18 protein-coding genes are annotated in these 17,320 nt (G+C 69.2%); 13 read left to right on the forward strand and 5 right to left on the reverse strand.

The window, feature by feature from the left end; translation table 11 throughout:
- Window positions 1–18: 18 nt before the first annotated feature.
- Entirely contained in the window at window positions 19–1,197 is a 1,179-nt protein-coding gene (locus AC1REM_RS04765; protein WP_492513579.1) for an MFS transporter, read from the reverse strand.
- A complete protein-coding gene (locus AC1REM_RS04770; RefSeq protein ID WP_204938807.1) occupies window positions 1,197–2,099 on the reverse strand; it encodes a MurR/RpiR family transcriptional regulator in 903 nt (300 codons plus the stop codon). The genes AC1REM_RS04765 and AC1REM_RS04770 overlap by 1 nt, the downstream gene beginning before the upstream one ends.
- Before the next feature lie 165 nt (window positions 2,100–2,264).
- On the opposite strand from AC1REM_RS04770, the gene AC1REM_RS04775 reads away from it, so the two are divergent.
- From AC1REM_RS04775 to AC1REM_RS04835, 13 genes are all read left to right on the forward strand, one after another.
- Window positions 2,265–3,818, forward strand: coding sequence for an ABC transporter substrate-binding protein (locus tag AC1REM_RS04775; protein WP_492513580.1), 1,554 nt, complete (start codon window positions 2,265–2,267; stop codon window positions 3,816–3,818).
- A 67-nt stretch (window positions 3,819–3,885) separates the two neighbouring features.
- Window positions 3,886–4,857, forward strand: a complete 972-nt coding sequence (locus AC1REM_RS04780; RefSeq protein WP_204938809.1) for an ABC transporter permease — start codon at window positions 3,886–3,888, stop codon at window positions 4,855–4,857.
- A complete protein-coding gene (locus AC1REM_RS04785; RefSeq protein ID WP_492513581.1) occupies window positions 4,854–5,741 on the forward strand; it encodes an ABC transporter permease in 888 nt (295 codons plus the stop codon). Before AC1REM_RS04780 ends, AC1REM_RS04785 begins: the two co-directional genes overlap by 4 nt.
- Window positions 5,738–6,643: an N-acetylmuramic acid 6-phosphate etherase gene (gene murQ / locus AC1REM_RS04790; RefSeq protein WP_492513582.1), complete on the forward strand. Its 906-nt coding sequence runs from the start codon at window positions 5,738–5,740 to the stop codon at window positions 6,641–6,643. Before AC1REM_RS04785 ends, murQ begins: the two co-directional genes overlap by 4 nt.
- Complete coding sequence (locus tag AC1REM_RS04795) at window positions 6,643–7,833, forward strand: anhydro-N-acetylmuramic acid kinase (RefSeq protein ID WP_492513583.1); 1,191 nt, start codon at window positions 6,643–6,645, stop codon at window positions 7,831–7,833. Before murQ ends, AC1REM_RS04795 begins: the two co-directional genes overlap by 1 nt.
- A complete protein-coding gene (locus AC1REM_RS04800; RefSeq protein ID WP_492513584.1) occupies window positions 7,830–8,321 on the forward strand; it encodes a GNAT family N-acetyltransferase in 492 nt (163 codons plus the stop codon). Before AC1REM_RS04795 ends, AC1REM_RS04800 begins: the two co-directional genes overlap by 4 nt.
- On the forward strand, window positions 8,318–9,454 hold the full coding sequence (locus AC1REM_RS04805) for a mandelate racemase/muconate lactonizing enzyme family protein (protein WP_492513585.1): 1,137 nt from the start codon (window positions 8,318–8,320) through the stop codon (window positions 9,452–9,454). The genes AC1REM_RS04800 and AC1REM_RS04805 overlap by 4 nt, the downstream gene beginning before the upstream one ends.
- Complete coding sequence (locus AC1REM_RS04810; RefSeq protein ID WP_492513586.1) at window positions 9,451–10,539, forward strand: serine hydrolase domain-containing protein; 1,089 nt, start codon at window positions 9,451–9,453, stop codon at window positions 10,537–10,539. Before AC1REM_RS04805 ends, AC1REM_RS04810 begins: the two co-directional genes overlap by 4 nt.
- On the forward strand, window positions 10,536–12,164 hold the full coding sequence (locus AC1REM_RS04815) for an ABC transporter ATP-binding protein (protein WP_492513587.1): 1,629 nt from the start codon (window positions 10,536–10,538) through the stop codon (window positions 12,162–12,164). The genes AC1REM_RS04810 and AC1REM_RS04815 overlap by 4 nt, the downstream gene beginning before the upstream one ends.
- 22 nt (window positions 12,165–12,186) lie before the next feature.
- The gene (gene pyrE / locus AC1REM_RS04820) at window positions 12,187–12,759 is read left to right on the forward strand and encodes an orotate phosphoribosyltransferase (RefSeq protein WP_492513588.1); all 573 of its coding nucleotides are present in this window, start codon (window positions 12,187–12,189) and stop codon (window positions 12,757–12,759) included.
- A gap of 2 nt (window positions 12,760–12,761) precedes the next feature.
- Complete coding sequence (locus tag AC1REM_RS04825) at window positions 12,762–13,796, forward strand: LacI family DNA-binding transcriptional regulator (RefSeq protein WP_492513589.1); 1,035 nt, start codon at window positions 12,762–12,764, stop codon at window positions 13,794–13,796.
- A 99-nt stretch (window positions 13,797–13,895) separates the two neighbouring features.
- The gene (locus AC1REM_RS04830; protein WP_492513590.1) at window positions 13,896–14,807 is read left to right on the forward strand and encodes an ROK family protein; all 912 of its coding nucleotides are present in this window, start codon (window positions 13,896–13,898) and stop codon (window positions 14,805–14,807) included.
- 24 nt (window positions 14,808–14,831) lie between these two features.
- Window positions 14,832–15,662 (forward strand): phosphotransferase, encoded by an 831-nt coding sequence (locus AC1REM_RS04835; protein ID WP_492513591.1) that lies wholly within the window; start codon window positions 14,832–14,834, stop codon window positions 15,660–15,662.
- Between the two features lie 9 nt (window positions 15,663–15,671).
- Here the strand turns inward: AC1REM_RS04835 and AC1REM_RS04840 are convergent, their stop codons facing one another.
- The 3 genes from AC1REM_RS04840 to AC1REM_RS04850 all read right to left on the reverse strand — a co-directional run bounded on the left by AC1REM_RS04840 (window position 15,672) and on the right by AC1REM_RS04850 (window position 17,318).
- Complete coding sequence (locus AC1REM_RS04840) at window positions 15,672–16,520, reverse strand: universal stress protein (RefSeq protein ID WP_492513592.1); 849 nt, start codon at window positions 16,518–16,520, stop codon at window positions 15,672–15,674.
- An 85-nt stretch (window positions 16,521–16,605) separates the two neighbouring features.
- A complete protein-coding gene (locus AC1REM_RS04845) occupies window positions 16,606–16,752 on the reverse strand; it encodes a hypothetical protein (protein WP_492513593.1) in 147 nt (48 codons plus the stop codon).
- Entirely contained in the window at window positions 16,749–17,318 is a 570-nt protein-coding gene (locus tag AC1REM_RS04850; RefSeq protein WP_492513594.1) for a YdeI/OmpD-associated family protein, read from the reverse strand. Before AC1REM_RS04850 ends, AC1REM_RS04845 begins: the two co-directional genes overlap by 4 nt.
- Window positions 17,319–17,320 lie beyond the last annotated feature (2 nt).

The following is a 17,320-nucleotide window of genomic DNA, read 5'->3' on the forward strand; positions in this document are numbered from 1 at the left end:
TTCCTCCTGCGGCCTACGTTAGGCCACGACGTGCGGAGGAGACGAGTGATGCGATGTCGCGCGCCGGGCTCGTGCCCCGACCAGCACGAGGACGGGGACGGCGGCGCAGAGCGCCGCAGACAGCAGGAACGTCGCGCTCGACGCGGGGCTGTCGCCGACCAGGAGCACGAGCGATGGCACGAAGGTGCCGCCGACGGCACCGCACGCGACGAGCGCACCGGTCGCGGCGGCGCTGTTCGCAGGATCCAGACGATCGAGGGCGACGCCGACGATGAGGCCGTAGCTCGGAGCGAACAGCACGATGACGACCGCGATCGCGAGCAGGGCGAACACTGGCGCGGTCTCGATGAGCAGTCCAGCCGTGGCCAGCAGCACAGCGGCACCCGCGGTGCAGCTGGCGAGGATCACGACCGGACTGACGTCGAGGCGGCGCAGGCCGGCCGCGGTGAACCGGCCGACCGCCATGAGTCCCCAGAAGACGGAGGTGCCGAGCGCGGCAAGGGCCGGATCCAGCGCGAGCGCACGTTCGGGGATCGTGGCCGACCAGCCCGAGAGGACGGTCTCCACGCCGACGTAGAGGGGAAGGGCCACGGCGAAGGGGATCAGGACGATCAGGGCACGAAGGTCACGACGCGCCGGGGCGTCGTCGGTCGTGGCAGGCGCTGAGTGCGCCGGTTCGGAGCGCCGGGCGAGCAGGACAGCGGTCGCGAGGGGCACGAGCGCGAGCAGGCTCAATACCGGCAGCATCGATGCTCCCAGTGCGACGAGCAGGGGGGTGACCGCCGCGCAGACGGCGACCGTGCCGAGCAGAGCGCTGAGGATGCCGGTCGCGCTGCCGGTGCTGACGCTTTTGGCGCTCACCGCGCCGGCAGCCTCGACGAGTCCGAATCCGAGCCCCGCGATCGCCGCGGCGACGAGGAACACCGCCGCGGTGCCCGCCCAGGGCGCGGATGCGATCGCCAGCGCCTGCAGCACGCTGCCCAGGATCAGCGTCACACGCGGGGGGAACCGCATGAGCAGCGGCCCAGAGAGCAGCACTCCGATCAGCAACCCGCCGAAGAGTGCGGGCACGGCGGCACTCAGTTCGCCGTCGATCGCACGCTCTGCGGCAGGAAGCATCGCGGGGATGAACGCGGCGGTGACTCCCAGGCTTGCGAACGCGGCGAACAGCCCCGTCCGCAGTCGTGTGTCGAGCATCAGGGCCGACCGTCGACGGCGCGGTGCACCGCGACGTAGGTGTTCCGCAGCGCTTCCATCGAGCGGTCGTAGCTGGACTGTGCGACGCCGATGAACATGCAGTCGACGACCATGAGCTGTGCGATACGGCTGCCGAGCGCGCCCGAGCGGAAGCCGGTCTCGCGGGCAGCGGTCGTTAGTACGATGTCGGCTTCGCGGGCGAGAGGCGCCCCTGCGTGGTTGGTGATCGCGATCGTCGTCGCGCCCGAGTGGCGTGCGATGCGCAGGAACTCGATCGTGTCGCTCGTCGCACCGCTGTGCGAGACGGCGATCGCGACATTTCCGGGGCGCAGGGTCGCGGCGGAGGTCCAGGCGGCGTGCGGGTCTGACCAGTCCAGGGCTGTGCGACCGATGCGGGTGAGCTTCCGCTGCAGGTCGAGGCCCACGATCGAGCTCGCGCCGACACCGAAGATGTCCACCCGCGTGGAGGTGGAGACGGCGTCGACGGATGCGCGCAGAGACTCCGTGTCGAGGACCTTGGCCGTATCGGCGAGAGAGAGGGTCTCCGCGAGGGACACCTTGGCCACGATGTCGGTGAGCGTGTCGTTGCGATCGATGTCGCCCGAGACATCCGGAAGGGATGCGGTGTCGAAGGTCTCTCGTTCGACGTCGCGGAGCACGGCGTTGCGCAGTTCGCGCACATGGTCGTAGCCCAGCCGCTTGCAGAAGCGCACGACAGAAGTCGTGGACGTGTCGGCGCGATGTGCGAGCTCGGCGACGGCGAAGCCGGCGGTCTCAGCGGGCGAACCCAGGAAGAGATCCGCGATGCGCTGTTCGCTGGGGCGCAGCTCGGGGCGGATGGCGCGCATGCGCACGAGCACGGGGATGGCGTTGGCTTCCTCGCGAACGACTTCTGGGGGCATGGCGTCTCCGATCACTAAAGATCACACTAGGGGAACATTTGGTACACGCAACAGAGAATTCGTGTACTTTTGGTACTTACCAAGACCAATGATGTTCGCTGGCGACATGGCAGTAGCCGACCCGGCGCCGATGCGATGCATCCACAAGCCTGGAGGAAAACAGCAATGAGCACAGCACGGCGGGCGTCATACGGCGCCATGACCGCGACGGGCATCGCTTTGGCGCTCGTCCTCACGGGATGCACGACGCCGACGTCGACTCCCGATGCCACCGAGACCGCAGCCGCCGGCGGCGACCTCGTCATCGGCGTCACCAGCGACCCGGACACCCTGTTCCCGTGGAAGGCCACGCAGTTCCAGGCCGTCAACGTCCTGCAGAACCTGTACGGCACCCTGACCGAGTTCGATGCCGACCTCAACGTCGTCCCCGGCCTCGCAGAGTCCTGGGATGTCTCCGAGGACGGCCTGACCGTCACCTTCACCCTGCGTAAGGGTGTCACCTTCGCTGACGGCAGCACGTTCGGCGCGGAGGATGTGAAGTTCTCGCTCGACGCGATCGCCACAGAGGCCACCGCAGCCGTCGCGCGCAGCTCCCTGGCATCCGTCGCCTCGGTCGAGGCGACCGACGAGCACACCGTGACCCTGACCCTCAAGGCCCCGGATGCTGCGCTGCCGGCCAACCTCGCCGTCATCAACATGGCGATGCTGTCGTCGGACGACACCGAGGAGGCGCTGAACACGACCCCGAACGGCACCGGTCCGTTCGTCCTCGACGCCCGCAAGCCCAGCCAGTCGATCACGCTCGCCAAGAACGACGAGTACTGGGGCGACACCGCGCTTCTGGACACGGTCGAGTTCCGCGTGATCCCGGATGAGTCGTCGATCGTCTCTGCCATGCAGTCCGGCAACGTGCAGTTCGCCGTCTTCAACGACCCGCTGGTCGCGCAGACCGCTGAGGGCGCGAACGTCACCGTCGCGACCACCCCGCAGCTGAGCTACCACGCCCTGCAGCTCAACGCCGCACGCGGCGGTGCGCTGGCCGACGTGAACGTGCGCCTCGCGATGCAGTGCGCGATCGATCGCCAGGAAGTCCTCGACACGGCTGCTCTCGGAGAGGGTGAAGTCACCGGTCCGATCACCTCGCCGGCGTACAAGTCCGACCCCGACGCGCGCCCGTGCGCGAAGCGCGACCTCGACAAGGCCGCCGAGTACCTGAAGAAGGCCGGTATGGCCGACGGCGTCACGATCAACGCGATCGTCTCGCAGGGTGAGTACGCGACCTCGGTCAACGAGGCGCAGAACCTGAAGGCACAGCTCGCCGACGCGAAGATCAACCTCGAGCTCGAGGTTCTCGAGTCGGGTGCGTTCGTCGACCGCTGGATCGCTGCCGACTTCGAAGCTGCTGTCGCGCTCAACGGCGGACGTCCCGACCCCGATGGCATGTACGGTCGCTACTTCACGAGCACGGGCAACCTGAACAAGGTCGCCGGCTACTCCTCGCCCGAGCTGGACGCGCTCTTCGAACAGGGCCGCGAGTCGTCTGACCCGGCCGAGCGCAAGAAGATCTACGCCGAGATCTCGGAGAACCTCGAGGACAACGCCGCCTGGATCTGGCTGTTCACCAGCTACACCTACACGGCAACAGCATCCACCGTCGACGGGTACGTCCCGATGGCGAACGGCTCGCTGCAGTTCCTGCGGACGACCTCCATCAAGTAGTACCTCAGGGGCGGCGCGGGCATCGGCCCGCGCCGCCCCTCCCAACGACAGGCAACCACCCACGCGCATGTTCAGACAGATCCTCCGCAACAGCGTGCTGCGCCGCATCCTCGCAGCACTCGGCACGCTCCTCGGCGTCGCCGTCTTCGTCTTCCTGATGCTCCGGGCGATCCCCGGAGACCAGATCAGTGCGGGCCTCGGCACCGAGGCGGCCGCCCTGACTCCGGCACAGCGCGCGGCGCTGGAGGCCTACTACGGCCTGGACCAGCCGCTCTTCGTGCAGTTCTTCTCGTGGCTGGGCAACATCTTCACCGGCAACCTCGGCTACTCCTCGCGAGCGCAGATGAGCGTGCTGGAACTCACCGCCGACGCGCTCCCCGTGACGCTGGAACTCGCGATCTTCTCGATCGTGATCGCGCTGGTCATCGGCATTCCGCTCGGCATGCTCTCGGCGTCGAAGCCGGACTCCTTCCGCGATGGTGCAGGGCAGGTCGTCGGACTTGCGGGCCTGTCGATCCCCGCCTTCCTCCTCGGCACCGCGCTGCTCGCCGTGCTCGCCTCGTCGTTCGGCTTCAACCCGAACGGTCAGGGCTACGCCTACCTCTTCGAGAACCCGCTGCTGAACCTGCAGCAGATGCTGCTGCCGTCCTTCGTGCTCGGCTTCGGCATCGCCGCTCCCATCATGCGCACGACGCGCACGGCGGTCCTCGAGATCCGGGCGAACGACTTCATCCGCACCGCCCGTGCGAAGGGCGTCCCGCCGCGTCGCCTGCAGCTGCGTCACGTGCTCGGCAACGCGCTCGTCCCGATCGTCACGATGACGGGTCTGCAGTTCGGCTACCTGCTGGGTGGCGCCGTGGTCGTGGAGCAGATCTTCTCGCTCCCCGGCATCGGCCGCCAGGTGCTGCTCGGCATCCAGCAGAAGGAGTACGCGCTCGTGCAGAGCACGGTGCTCGTGATCGCGCTCGCCTTCGTCATCGTCAACCTGCTCACCGACCTGCTCTACCGGGTCATCGATCCCCGGGTGCGTGCCGCATGACTGACATCTCGCAGACTCCCACACTGGCCCCTGGTGGCGGACGCACGATGGAGCGGGTCCGCCTGCTTCTGCGCAGCCGCAGCGGTCTGGCCGGTCTCATCATCGTCGTCGTGCTGGCGCTGCTCAGCCTCGTCTCGGCGTTCGGGTTGCTCCCGTTCGACCCGCTGGCGCAGGATCCGCCGTCGCGTCTGCAGGCGCCGAGCGCCACACACTGGTTCGGCACGGATCAGTTCGGCCGCGACGTGTTCTCCCGTGTGGCCGCGGGTGTGGCCAACTCGGCGCTGATCTCGGTCGTCGCCGTCGCCTTCGCGACGGTCGTCGGAACGGTCTGCGGTCTTATCGCCGGCTTCTACCGCGGGGTCTCGGACGGCGCGATCACCGCGGTGACGAACGTGCTGTTCGCGTTCCCCCCGCTGCTGCTGGCCCTGTCGCTGGCATCGGTGTTCGATCGCAACTGGTTCACGATCGCCGTAGCCATCGCGATCGTGTACGTGCCGATCTTCATCCGCGTGACGCGCGGTCCTGTGCTCTCGCTGCGTGAGGTCGAGTACGTCAAGGCCGCCAAGAGCACGGGTCAGAGCCGGATGGCGACGATGTTCCGCCACGTGCTGCCGAACATCACCTCGATCATCATCGTGCAGGTCACGCTGTCACTGTCGTGGGCGGTGCTGACAGAGGCATCCCTGAGCTTCCTAGGGCTCGGCACCCCGCCGCCGGCACCCTCGCTCGGCTCGATGATCTTCGAAGCGCGCACGCTCGTGACGATCGCGCCGTGGACCATGATCGCCCCTGGCGTCATCGTGGTGCTCCTCGTCGTGGGCCTCAACCTGCTGGGCGACGGGCTGCGCGACAGCCTCGACCCCCGCAACAGGGGGAAGCGATGACCGTCGAGAACCTCGGTGCTCTGGCGACGGAGTCTGTCGACCCCCGCTACGCGCGGATCGACCAGATGAGCGTCGCCGAGCTCGCACAGACGATGAATGAGGCGGATGCCACGGTGCCCGCCGCCGTGCAGCGCGCGCTGCCGCAGATCGTGCCGGCGATCGAGGCGACCGCCGAGCGGATGTCGCAGGGCGGACGTCTCGTCTACGTCGGTGCGGGCACCCCTGGCCGGATCGGCATCCTCGATGCCTCCGAGTGCCCCCCGACGTTCAGCACGCCGCCTGGCCTGGTCTTCGCGATCATGGCGGGCGGACCCGGCGCGATCGTCACGCCCGTCGAGGGCGCGGAGGACGACGCGGATGCCGGCGCCGCGGCGATCGACGAGGCCGGGATCACACCCCTGGACACCGTGATCGGCATCGCGTCCAGCGGTCGCACGCCCTACGTCGTCGCGGCGGTGCGCCGTGCGCGCGAGCGCGGTGCGCTGACGGTCGGACTGTCCTGCAACACCGGGGTGATCCTGAGTGATGTGGCCGAGCACGGCATCGAGGTCGAGGTCGGGCCCGAGGTGCTCTCCGGCTCGACGCGTCTGAAGTCAGGCACCGCGCAGAAGCTGGTGCTCAACATGTTCTCGACGATCGCGATGGTGCGTCAGGGCAAGGCCTATGGCAACCTCATGGTCGACCTCAAGGCGACGAACCACAAGCTGCGCGAGCGGGCAATCCGCATGGTGCAGACGATCGCCGACGTCGATCGGGAGACCGCGGTCGACGCTCTGGAGCGCGCTGACTACGACGTCAAGATCGCATCCATCATGATTCGGCGCGGCGAGGATCTCGCCGCCGCGACGATTCGACTCGCAGACGCCGACGGGCGACTGCGCGCAGCCTTGGAGGAGAGCTGATGCGGGTACTGGGACTCATCTCGGGAACATCTCACGATGGCATCGATGCGGCCGTGATCGATTTCGTGACCAGCGCCGGCTTCGCATCCGAGGGCGTCGAGCTCAGCGGCACCGTCCTCGCGGCGACGAGCGTCCCCTACGCCCCGGAGCTGCGCGCGCGACTGATCGCCGCGCTCCCGCCCGCGCAGACGACACTCGCCGAGGTCGCAGAGCTTGACACCCTGATCGGCCAGGCGTTCGCCGAGGTGGCGGCCGACATGGCTGCTCAGGTCGGCGGCGTGGACGTGGTGTGCTCGCACGGGCAGACGGTGTACCACTGGGTCGAGGGCGCGCATGCGCTGGGCACCCTGCAGATCGGCCAGCCCGCGTGGATCGCCGAGCGCGTGGGTGCGCCGGTCGTCTCCGACATCCGCATCCGCGACATCACGGTCGGCGGACACGGCGCACCCCTGGTCTCGTTCCTCGATGAGCTGCTGCTGCGCGCCCGCACGGGCACCTCGGCCGCGCTGAACCTGGGCGGCATCTCCAACATGACGGTCGTGAGCGACGCGGGTCTGTATGCCTATGACGTGGGACCTGCGAACGCGCTGGTCGACGCGATGATCGTCGAGCACGGTCTGAACGACCTGGGGTATGACGAGGATGCTCGCGTCGCGCGCACGGGGACGGTCGACGACGCGCTGCTGTCGGCCATGCTGGCCGATCCGTACTACGCGCTGACCCCGCCGAAGAGCACGGGCAAGGAGCACTTCCACCTGGCCTACGTGCAGTCGCATCTCGCCGCGCAGGGCCGGGAGATTCCGGTCGCGGATGCCATCCGCACGCTCACCGAGCTGACGGTGCGCACGGTCGCTCGCGACGTGCAGGCGGCGGGCATCAGCTTCCTCGCCGTCTCCGGCGGCGGATGCCGGAACCCGCTGATCCTCGACGGGCTGCGTGCCGCGCTCCCCGACACCGAGGTCGTCCTCGCCGACGAGCTCGGCGCCCCGGCGGATGACAAGGAAGCGATCCTTCTCGCGCTCATCGGCTGGTGCACGATGCACGGCGTCCCCGCGATCGTTCCCGGGGGAACCGGAGCGCGCGAGCCGCGCATCCTCGGCACGATCACTCCGGGCGCAGGCCCCCTCGTGATGCCCGAGATCATCGCCGGTGTCACCTCGCTCTCGCTGCAGGCGGCGTCGGCATCATGACGCTCGAGGTGCGCCGAGCGACCCCGGACGATCTGTCCGGGGTGCTCGGCGTGTTCCTCGGATGCTGGCGGGAGAGCTATCAGGGAATCCTCCCGGAGCACTCGATCACCGAGATGACGGATGAGCGCGCGGAGGCGCTGTGGCGTCGCGTGCTCGCAGACACCGTCGGGGTCGTGCTCGTCGCAGTTCGCGAGGGTGAGATCGTCGGCATGACCCGCTATGCGCTCGGCGACGACGGGGAGGGCGCGGTCCATTCGCTCTATGTGTCACCGCGAACCCACGGCGGGGGAATCGGGCGGCAGCTCCTGACCGCGGCGGTCGACGCGATGGCGGCCGCGGGGTCGACGTACGCACGACTCTGGGTCTTCGCGTCCAACGCCCCCTCGATCGGCTTCTACGAGAAGCAGGGCTGGGTCGCAGACGGCACGACCCGCACGCAGGACGAGTTCGGTGCGCTCGAGCAGCGGATGCGACGGGAGCTGACATGAGCCTCATCGAACGCGTTCGCGTGCTGCGCGTGCCGGTGCCGCTCTCACGTCCCTTCATCACGAACGTTCGCCGCGCTGATCAGATCGACGTCGTGCTCGTCGAGGCCACCGACGCCGACGGCCTCATCGGATGGGGCGAGGCCGCAGCGAGCTGGCGCGTCACCGGGGAGAGCCCGGAGAGCGTGGCTGCCGCAGTGAGCGGACCCCTGGGTGACGCGGTCCTCGGTCAGTCCGCCCGCGAGTCGTCCACCATCGACGCGCTGCAGGCATCCGTCTGGGGCAACGCCGCGGCGCGCAGCGCCATGGAGTGCGCTGTGCTCGATCTGGACGCCCAGCAGCAGGGGTTGCCGCTGGCGCTGTCCCCGGCGGCGGATGCTGCGCCGCGCCGCATCCGCACCGACATGACGCTCTCGGCTGCGGCTCCCGCCGAACTCGCCGAGCGTGCGGCCGCGCACGTGTCCGCCGGATTTCGCTGCCTGAAGGTCAAAGCGTCGGCGGGAACCGACACAGTGGCGGGGCTCCGCGCGATCCGCGCCGCGGTCGGGGAGAGCATCGAGCTGCGCGTCGACGCCAATCAGGCCTGGGACGCGGACACCGCCATCCGCGTCATCCGTGAGAGTGAAGACGCAGGACTCGCTCTCGCGTTCGTGGAGCAGCCCGTCGCAGCGCATGACCTCGACGCGCTCGCGCAGGTCGCAGGTGCGGTGTCGACACCGATCATGGCCGACGAGTCCGTGCGCACGGCGCGCGATGTGCGCGCCATCGCCGATCGCGGCGCCGCTGCCCTCGTCAACATCAAGCTGGCCAAGACCGGCGGACTCCGTGAAGCGCAGACTGCGGCGCGGACGGCTCAGGATGCCGGACTCGGCGTGATCTTCGGCTGCATGATGGAGGCGCACGTCGGCGTGACCGCGGCAGCACATCTCGCCGCGGCCCTGTCGCCGGACGTCGTGCACGATCTGGATGCGGCACAGTGGCTGCGCACGTCTCCCGTGATCGGAGGCGTCGCCTTCGACGCGGACGAGATCATCCTTCCGGCGGGCGCGGGGCTTGGGATCGCCGGGCTCGCCGCCGACGCCGAGGCTGTCGTGCTCGCAGATGTGCGGGCATTGTCGAGAGGAAGGATCGCATGAGCGCAGCATCCGCCCTTGCCGCCGTCCTCGCGCACCCCGCCGCACCCCTCGGTGCTGTCGTCGGGGTGGACTCCTCTGCAGAGCGCGATGTCGCCGTCGGGGGTTCGGCGACCCCGGACGGCGTCGCCGTCACCCGCGACACCTCGTTCGACCTCGCCTCGGTCACGAAGGTGGTGGGAACGACCACGGCCGTGCTGCGCCTGGTGCATCTCGGCCTGCTGCGCCTCGACGATCCGGTGTCCCGGTTCCTGCCGGATTCGCCGTGCGCCCCCGAAGCGACCGTGCGTCATCTGCTGCTGCACCGCGCAGGGCTCTGGGAGTGGCAGCCGCTCTACTTCGCCGACACCGACCCCTTCGCCACGATCGCCGGGCTCCCGCCGCGCTACGCCCTCGATGCGGGCAGGCACTACTCGGATCTCGGGTTCCAGCTGCTGGGCCGTGTCGTCGCGCAGGCGGCCGCGGCGCCGCTCGACCAGTCCATCCGGGCGCTCGTCACAGAGCCCCTCGGGCTGGCCCGCACGGCATTCGGCCCCGCAGACGCGCCGGTGGCATCGAGCGCCATCGGCGACGCCGCAGAACAGCAGATGACGCGCACCGGCATCCCGTACCCGATCCTGATCGACGATCCGGGCTTCGCCTGGCGCGACAGCGAGATCACCGGCGCCGCCAACGACGGCAACTGCTTCCACGCCTTCGGCGGTATCGCCGGCCACGCGGGTCTCTTCAGCACCGTCGATGACCTGCTCGACCTCGGCTCCGCGCTCGCCGCACCGGACGAGAACGCCGACCTCTGGCATCCGGATCTCGTCGCCGAGTTCTTCCGTGACGGCCCCGACGACGGCCAAGCGATCGGGTGGCGATCCGAGAACGTCGTCATCGACGGTCGAGAAGAGCGGACGCTGTGGCATCCAGGATTCACCGGCTGCGCTCTCGGCATCGTCCCTGCCCTCCGCACCACCGCCGTCCTCCTGAGCAACAGACTTCTCGCCCCCGAACCCATGCCGACCCAGACGCTCTGGCACACCGCACTTCCCGAACTCCTCGGCGGACGCACCGCCACCGAAGAAAGAACGACACCATCATGAGCACCGAGCCCGTTCTGAGCATCCGCGGCCTGGCAGTCGCGTTCCGCACCGGCGCCGACCTCGTCACCGCGATCAGCGACATCAACATCGATGTCGCCGCCGGTGAGACCGTCGCCATCGTCGGCGAATCCGGTTCCGGGAAGTCGACGACGGCGGCCGCCGTGAACCGTCTGCTTCCGGAGAACGGTGTGATCACGGCCGGAAGCATCCGCTTCGACGGCAAGGAGATGACCGAGCTTCCGGAGAGCGCGCTCGTCTCGCTGCGCGGTGCCGGCATCGGCCTCGTCCCGCAGGATCCGATGTCGAACCTCAACCCGCTCATGCGCGTCGGCACGCAGATCGGCGAAGCCCTCGAAGTGCACGGCTACACGTCGGGGGAGGCGACGCAGGCCCGCGTCGTCGAACTGCTGGAGATGGTGGGAATCCCGGATGCCGCGCAGCGCGCCAGCCAGTACCCGCACGAGTTCTCCGGAGGCATGCGCCAGCGCGTCCTCATCGCGATGGGGCTCGCCTGCCGTCCGCGACTTCTGATCGCCGACGAGCCGACCTCCGCGCTCGACGTCACGGTGCAGCGCCGCATCCTGGATCAGCTCGACACGCTCACCACGGAACTCGGCACGGCGGTGTTCCTCATCACCCACGACCTCGCGCTCGCCGCAGAGCGCGCGGACCGCATCGTCGTGATGTTCCGCGGAAAGATCGTCGAGGAGGGGACCTCCGCGCAGGTGCTCGGCAACCCGCAGCACGAGTACACGAAACAACTGCTGGCCGCCGCCCCCAGCCTCGCCTCACAGCGCGAGATCGAGGCGCGCCCCGCCGATGCCTCCGAGGGGCAGCCGTTCGTCGAGATCCGCGACCTGCGCAAGGAGTTCGCGCTGCGCTCGCCGAAGGCGGGCCAGCCGCAGACCTTCACCGCCGTTGACGGCGTGAGCTTCGAGATCCGCCGGGGAACCACGGTCTCGATCGTGGGCGAGTCCGGTTCCGGCAAGTCGACGACGGCGAACATGGTGCTCGGCCTTGAGGACGTCACGAGCGGATCCATCCTGTTCGACGGACTGGATCTGACGAAGCTCCGCCGCAAGGAGCTCTTCGCCCTGCGCCGTCGAGTGCAGCCGGTCTTCCAGAACCCCTACGCCTCGCTCGACCCGCGTTACACGGTCGAGCAGTCGATCGCCGAACCCCTGAAGGTGCATAAGGTCGGCACAGCGGCAACGCGTCACGCCCGCGTGCTCGAACTGCTGGAGCAGGTCGCACTGCCTGCGGCGATGGCCGAGCGTCTGCCGCATGAACTCTCGGGCGGACAGCGCCAGCGTGTCGCGATCGCGCGCGCCCTGGCTCTGGAGCCTGAGCTCGTCGTGCTCGATGAGGCCGTGTCGGCCCTCGACGTGCTCGTGCAGGCGCAGATCCTCGATCTGCTCAGCGATCTGCAGAAGCGCCTCGGCCTCAGCTACCTCTTCATCAGCCACGACCTCGCCGTGGTGCGGATGATCTCCGACGAGGTGCACGTCATGCAGCGCGGCGTGATCGTCGAGAGTGGCACGCCGGAGCGGATCTTCGACGCGCCCCAGCATCCGTACACCCGCGAACTGCTCGCGGCGATCCCCGGAGCGTCGCTGGCGTCGTGATGGCGCGCTCTAGACTGATTCCGTGACCGCGCGTACCCCTGAACTCGAAGCCGACCGCCAGGCCCTCATCGCCCTCATCAAGGATGAGGCGGTGTTCCACGGTGACTTCACGCTCTCCAGTGGCAAGAAGGCGACGTACTACGTCGACATGCGCAAGCTCACCCTCGACCACCGGGCGGCTCCGGCGATCGGCCGCATCATGCACGATCTCGTCGCCGACCTCGACGTCGTCGCCGTGGGCGGTCTGACGCTCGGCGCCGACCCGATCGCGAACGCCGTCATGCACGCGTCCGCGGGCCTCGACAAGCCGCTCGACGCGTTCGTCGTGCGCAAAGAGCCGAAGGATCACGGCCGTGGCCGTCAGATCGAGGGCGCAGACGTCAAGGGCAAGCGCGTCGTCGTGCTCGAAGACACCTCGACGACGGGCCAGTCGGCACTCAAGGCGGTCGAGGCTCTGCGCCGCGAGGGTGCAGAGGTCGTCGCCGTCGCCGTGATCGTCGACCGCAAGACCGGCGCGCAGGCCGCGATCGAAGACGCAGGACTCACCTGGTACGCAGCCATCGACCTCGACGACCTCGGGCTCGCCCCGCAGTAATCGTGGCGCAGCGATCGGGGGAGGGCTCGGGTCGCTCCGGCCGTCCGACGATGAAGGATGTCGCGGCGCACGCCGGCGTCGGACTCTCCACCGTCTCCCGAGTCGTCGCGGGCTCTCCGGGCGTGAGCATCGAGAAGACGCAGGCCGTCGAAGATGCGATCGCTGCTCTCGGCTTTCGCCGCAACGACTTCGCGCGCACACTCCGCACGGGTGCCACGCACACGATCGGCGTCGTGGTGACGCGGATCTCGGATCCGTTCTATGCCACCCTCGTCGGCGCGATCGAGCGACGCGCGCAGGCGCAGAACATGCTCGTGCTCGTCGCCTCCGGCACGGATGACCCCGACGAGGGTGTGCGGGTGCTGCAGCGTGTGCTGAGCCGCCAGCTCGACGGACTGATCCTCGTCGCGCACGAGGACGCCGACTATGCCTTCCTCGCTCAGGAGCAGCGCGCCGGTGCGCCGTTCGTCTTCGTGGATCGACCGCCTCGGGGAATCGTCGCCGACCTCGTGACGGTCGGCAACGAGGAGGGGGCGGCCGCGGCAGTCGCGCACCTCGTCGCCGCGGGCCATCGTCGGATCGCGTGCATCGCGCATGTGTCCGGCCGGTTCACCTCGGAACGGCGGCAGGCCGGGTACCGCGCGGGGTTGCGCGCCGCGGAGATCCCGGTGGATCCCGAACTGGTCGTGGCCGTCGAGGACGACGTGGATGCCTGCGTCGACGTGCTGCGAGCGCTTCTCGCCGCGGATGCTCCGCCGACGGCGCTCTTCACGACGAACAGTCGTACGACCACCGCGGTGCTGCAGGCACTTCGGGCGCTCGGTGAGGCACCGGCGCTGGTGGGTTTCGACGACTTCGCACTCGCGGACCTCATGACGCCACCGACGACGACGGTCGCGCAGGATCCGATCGCGATCGGTGAAGCGGCCGTCGATCTGCTGTTCGAGCGCATCGCGGGGACGGCCGGTCAGCCGCGGCACGTGGAACTCGGAACCCGGCTCGTCGCCCGCGGCTCCGGCGAGATCTCGCCTCGCTAGAAGGCGGCTTCCGCGCTGCACTTTTCGCTCTGCGTGAGGGATGGTAACGTTTTCAAGATTCCGTGGAGACGTGCCGCGGACGCGCGCCTGGAGGATCCCGTGACCCGTTTCGCCCTCGCCATCGACGTCGGTGGCACCAAGATCGAAGCCGCGCTCGTGAGCGAGCGGGGCGCCGTCATCGAGGGCACGCGCAGCCGCCGGGCGACGGGACCGACCGCCACTCCCGACGACATGCGTGCCGCGATCGCCGCCGTCGTCGACCACGCGCTGTCGTCGGATGCCGCCCGCGGGGGCACGCTCCTCGGCGCGGGCGTAGGAAGCGCCGGGCCGATCGACAAGACCACCGGCACGATCCACCCGGTGAACATGGTGCAGCTGCGCGGCTTCCCTCTCGAAGAGACCGTGCGCGACGCCGCATCCGCCTCCTGGGGCAGCGATGTGCACACGGTCTTCGCGCACGACGGCGGATGCCTCGCCCTCGCCGAATCGTGGCTCGGCGCCACCCGTGATGCACGGGTCTCGTTCTCGATGGTCGTCTCGACCGGGATCGGCGGCGGATTCGTCCACGACGGTCGCTACGCTCCCGGCGCCTCCGGCAACGGCGGGCACATCGGTCAGATGCGCGGCGGCGAGGGGTTGCGACTGGAGCCCACCGCCTCCGGGCCTGCGAGCGCCGCCTGGGCGCGGGCGCAGGGCTGGACGGGCGAGACCGGCGAAGACCTCGCTCGGGATGCGGCTGCGGGTGATCCGATCGCCCGTGCGGCCATCGAGCGCTCGGCCCGGGCGGTCGGTGCGGCCCTCGCTGACGCCGTCACGCTCGTCGACGTCGACATGGTCGCGATCGGTGGCGGTTTCTCGCACGTGTCCGAGGACTACGTCGACCTCGTGCACGCAGCTCTTGTCGAGAACGCGGTCCTCGATTACGCAGCGCGGGTGCAGGTCGTGCGCGCGGGACTGGGCGGAGAAGGCCCGCTGATCGGCGCGGCCGCGCTCATCCTGCGCCAGGGGTGACCGTCGGCGTGGTTCGATAGGCGGATGACTGCAGGGATTGTCGAGCGCTCCTTCGAAGGCTTCTACGCGGATCTCGATCAGGTGCGCTCCGCGACGGGCGCACGGCACATGGTCAAGCGGTTCCGCCGTCGCGGCATCGCCGAACCCGAGTCGCGTGCCCTCGCGCTGCTGCGTGCGCACACCCCGGCCGAGATCGCCGTGCCCGCGCTGCTCAGCATGGACCTCGACGGCGCGGACGAGACGCTCGTGCTCAGCTACATCGACGGTGAGCCCGCAGAGGACGCTCAGAACCTGGATGCTGTCGCCGAGCAGATCATCGACGTTGTGACCTACTGGCACGCCCAGCGCGGCAGCACCTTCGAGGATCTCGACGGCGCGCAGCATCCGGACTTCGTGAGCGCCTACCGCGCCGACATCACGCGGCTGAGCGACTGGCTGCGCACGGCTGACCGCTTCGACGAGACCGTGCGCCATCGGATCCTCGCGCTCGTCGCCGACGTGCCCGTCCTGCTCGCACCGCTCGCCGACGACGCCCCGGTGTTCATCCACGACGATGCGCACGCGGGCAACTTCCTCGCCGCGGACGACCGGCTCGTCGGTGTGATCGACCCGGGCCGCGCCCGCTTCACACATCGCGAACTCGACGTCTTCCACCTCGCGGACGCGGGGGCCGCGCTTGACCTCCTGCCGCGCTACCTCGCCCGCGCACCCCTGGCCGCCGGATGGGAACAGCGACGGCTGCTGTTCAGCATCTGGGACGACGTGAAGCATGCCCGTGACGCCGACTGGCGTGACGACGCGTGGTTCACGACGAAGCTCGACGCCTTCGGAAAGACGTCGAGCTCGTTCGGGTAATGGCGCGGATCAGCGCACGACGGCGGTGACCGACGCCAGGCGCTGCAGCACCTCGTGGCTGATCGAGCCGAGCAGGAAGGTTCGCAGGCGGCCGTGTCCACGCGAGCCGACGACCGTCAGACGTGCGCTCTCACCGAGCTTGTTGAGCACTTGCGAGGGATACCCCTCAACGACGCGCTCGGTGATCTCGAGGTCGGGGTAGCGGCTGCGCAGCCCCCCGAGCGACAGTGACAGCGCCTCCTGGGCTGCGCCCTGCATGCCCGAGCGGTACATCTCCGGAACCACGGCGAGTGAGTTGCGGGGTGCGGAGATGGGCGTCCACACCGTGACGGCCGTGAGCGGTTCGCCCAGTCGGTCGGCCTCGGCCGCGGCGAAGGCGATCGCCCCCTCAGAGACGGGGGAGCCGTCCACGCCGACGACGACGCCGCGGCGATCGGCCACGTCAACATCGAAATCGGGGACGACGATCACCGGGCTGTGTGCGGCAGCGGCGATGCGGATGCCGTGCGCACCGCGGGCGGGACCCTGGCCCGGGCCACGGTAGTCACTGCCGATGACGAGGAGCGCCGCGCTTCGGGACGCCTCGATGAGAATGTGCACCGGGTTGCCGGCTTCGACACGGGTCATGACGACGAGCCCATCGGTGGCGATGCGCGCTGCTTCAGCCTCGAGATTCGCGCTTGCCTCGGCGAGGGTCGCGGTGAGGATGTCGGCTTCGCCGACGGCCCCGATGGCCCCTCCGACGATGCTCACGAGCTCCAGCTGCTGCTTGCGCGCGATCGCTCGGGCGGCCGCCCAGTCGACAGCGCGACGGCTGGCTGCGGCTTCGGTGACGCCGACGACGATCTTCTCAGTCATTGCGGTTCCTCCTCGTTCGGTGCGGCAAGTCTACGAACAAAGTGCGAAGCGGGGGTGGGCTGAGCGCCGTGGAAATCGGCGCCGCCTAGCGCTCGTCGTCCCAGGGGCCTTCCCACCAGTTCCCGCCGTTGCCGCGTCCGCGGCGGGAACGCACCCATTGCACGATCACGACCACGAGGGTGGTCGAGATGATGCCGATCATCACGAGGAACATGACATCGCGACTGTTCATGGGCGCTTCCCCTCTGCGGCGTCGGCGACGATCTTGGCGATCCGTGCGGCGCGGGTCTCGTCTCGCTTGGCCATGGCGATGTTCGTCAGGCCGAGCTTCTTGACCGACTTCGGAAACGCATCCCAGTGCGCGCGGGCGGCGGGCAGGGCGTCGAGTGCGACGGTCAGCGCGGGCGGTTCGATGCCGGCTTCGGGGCCGTCGAGCATCGTCCACGAGCCGTCCTGTCGTGCCTTCTCCAGCACGCGGATGCCCGCCGGGGCGAGCAGGCCCGCCGCCTCCAGCTCGACGAGGCGAGCCTTGTTCGTCGCCGCCCAGCCGCTGCCCGGGCGGCGCGGCGAGAACCACTGGCCGTTCGAACCGTCGTCGAACGTGCGCACGGGCCCGTCGATCCACCCGAAGCACAGTGCCTGGCGGACCGCGTCCTCATAGCTGACGCCGTCGATGGCCGCGCCGCGGACGTTCAGCAGCCATACGCCGGCTGTACGCGTGTGATTCTCTTCGAGCCAGGCGCGCCAACGCGTAGCATCCGCCGCGCTGATGCGCTCGCCCTCGTCGAGAACACCCATGG

It is taken from the genome of Microbacterium sp. GW823-FHT02G05, assembly GCF_058797175.1.